This window comes from Dysgonomonas sp. 521 (assembly GCF_010501055.1).
Lineage (GTDB): Bacteria > Bacteroidota > Bacteroidia > Bacteroidales > Dysgonomonadaceae > Dysgonomonas.
This window is the reverse complement of the sequence record NZ_QVMO01000187.1, coordinates 1-2,794: the sequence shown is the minus strand read 5'-3', so window position 1 is coordinate 2,794 and position 2,794 is coordinate 1. Positions and strand designations below refer to the sequence as shown.

The following is a 2,794-nucleotide window of genomic DNA, read 5'->3' as shown; positions in this document are numbered from 1 at the left end:
CTTATAGTTTCTTGCCTAAGAAGCCATCTATCAGAGTTGATATTATTGAGGATAAGCAACTAGCAATATGGTAGTGCCTTATTTCGAACTCACGTTAAATTAGTTATTTATACATAAAAAGTGACAATTGAATTGAAAATCGACGGAGTGAAGCGTAGTCAAATGTGGCTCTTACATTCCTTTTACCTGTTACCTTTTCCCTTCGATTATATCAAAGAACGCTCTATGTCCCGAAGGGACTGAACTTAGATAACCACGGGTAAAACCCGTGGCAGGGACTGACTGAAAAACATGTCTCCGTAGGAGGCAAATAGCGAAAATCAATCCCGTTCGCCTCCTACGGAGACGGTCTATTCTTTTCAGCTTTTGCCACGGGTTTCTACCCGTGGTTATCCATATTAGCCTGCTTCGCGGACTTAGAAGCCTGACAGTAAAGCAGAAATAGCAGGCTGCTGCAAAAAAGTGACAAAAGTGACAGCTTTTTGATACTTTTCATTGTTACTTTACTATCTTTATCAGCAAGTCAAAGAACCTGTACATAATAAGATAATTTTATTCATTTGTTCTTCATTGAAATCAAAGAGAAAAATCTTAGAGTCTGTTTAGAAACTGTTTAAATTTTATACGAATTTTTTATTATACCTTTTTCTTCGTTCATTTTTAGGCTGTTTTAGGTTGTTTTTTCCTTTCTCTCAACTCAAATAGCCCGCTATTATCGTTTCGAGGAAGAAAAAAAGCATCTCTAAAACATCTCTAAAAATTTGAACGAATAAAATTTAAACAATTTCTTAAATTTTATAGCAAATCTTTTTTATAGCTATTTTTAGATGGATTTTATCATTTTTGCTAGCAGAACCAACGGTCAGCGTAGCTAATTAGCCGGCTAAACCAAGAATAAAAAGGGAATTGAAAATCGGCGGAGCCAAATAGACGCTAAAAAGAGCATAAAAAAATTGCGAAGAACTATTGACCTGAACCTGTAATGAAAATTTTCGCTAAAATTGAAACAGGCTCTTAAACAGTTACTTAAAATAATTGATAAAGTAAAAAAAGTTAAGAGTAATCTATGGTACGAATTATTAACGTTATCTTCGTGTTGCCTTAATTATTCTTATAGAATTTTGGTGCGATAAACAATAATGTACCTAAGAATGTTTTGAAGGTAAACAATAAACTCTAATAAATGCTATGGAGATTTCCGAACTGTATAATATATACAAACAATATCCAGAAATATCTACTGACACACGTAATAGCCCGAAAGATTCAATCTTTTTCGCACTGAAAGGTGCTAACTTCAATGGAAACGAATATGCTGAAAAGGCTATTGATTCGGGATGTAGTTATGCCATAGTAGATGAAGAAAAGTATGCTACCCGGCCTAATATCATTCTGGTAAAAGATAGTCTGGAAACATTGCAGCAGTTAGCCCGTTACCATCGTAAGCAAATGATAAAAAAGCCTGTGGTGGCTATTACCGGAACAAATGGGAAGACAACAACAAAGGAATTGATTTATTCGGTTCTTTCACAGGAATATAATGTTATAGCTACTCAGGGCAACCTGAACAACCATATAGGAGTGCCGCTGACCTTGTTGAGGATGAAGAAAGAACACGAGATCGCCATTATAGAGATGGGTGCCAGCCATGTTGGAGAAATTAAGTTTCTGGCCGAAATGGCTATGCCTAATTATGGATTGATAACGAACCTGGGGCATGCCCATATCGAAGGGTTCGGTTCATTCGAAAATGTGGTAAAAGCTAAGGGTGAATTGTACGAATATATACGTGGTACAAGTGATGGCAAGATATTTATAGACTACGATAATATGCTCCTGCGTGAAATGGCAGAAGGTATAACATCTATATATTACGGGCTGGAAGAAGATTTGTTTATTTCGGGAAAAGTGACCTCGATCAGCCCTTTCCTCGAACTGGAATGGAAATTCGGGAATAAGCGGAATAAGGTTAAGACTCGTATGATAGGAGAGTACAACCTTTCCAATGCTTTAGCTGCTATCACAATAGGGAAATATCTTGGCGTAAAGGCTTCGCTGATCTGCAAGGCTTTGGGAGAATATTTACCGACGAATAATCGCTCTCAACTAAAAGAAACTGAGAAGAATATGCTTATTATAGATGCATACAATGCCAATCCGACAAGTATGCACGCCGCTTTGGAAAATTTTGACCATATGGACGTAAACAAGAAGGTGCTTATTCTGGGAGATATGAAAGAACTGGGGCCTGATACCGATATGGAACATCAAAAAGTCGCGGATTATATAAGTCATCACAATTTTGACAGGGTTATATTCATAGGAGATAATTTCAGCAGGGTTGATACTAAATATCCAAGATTTAAAAGCATGGATGCCCTAAGAATCTACCTGCAAGAAAATCCGATAGAGGACAGTTATGTATTACTCAAGGGTTCCCGGGGTGTGCAATTGGAGCGTTGCATAGAAATGTTATAGACATAAAAAAGAGGGTGTGTCAAAAGTATTTTTTCATATCTATTTACATACGCTCCGCTCCTGTGACCGTTGGTTGTCATGTTGAGTGCTCATTATTTACCAATAAACCAAACGATAATGACGATAAAAATCTTTTCTTTGAAAAAAACTCATGGCAGTGTAGCACCAGTTCAACTAATGTTAATATACTTGCTGTTGAGTCTTGCTTCAAAGAAAGGTAGACCAAATATTGGTGATTCTCTTGATAAAAAGAATAATTCCCGGATGGTAGCATACTTGCATTTTATGCCTGTTTACTTCTTTGAGCCATGAGTTT

General features: G+C 36.8%; 1 protein-coding gene. It reads left to right on the top strand.

Annotated elements, in window-relative coordinates; genetic code table 11:
• Nucleotides 1-1,188: 1,188 nt before the first annotated feature.
• Complete coding sequence (gene murF, locus D0T84_RS21925; protein WP_163310045.1) at nt 1,189-2,478, top strand: UDP-N-acetylmuramoyl-tripeptide--D-alanyl-D-alanine ligase; 1,290 nt, start codon at nt 1,189-1,191, stop codon at nt 2,476-2,478.
• Nucleotides 2,479-2,794: the final 316 nt, after the last annotated feature.

Coding starts and splice junctions, on each gene's coding strand:
- murF (WP_163310045.1), top strand. CDS start 1,189: ATGGAGATTTCCGAACTGTATAATATATACAAACAATATCCAGAAATA.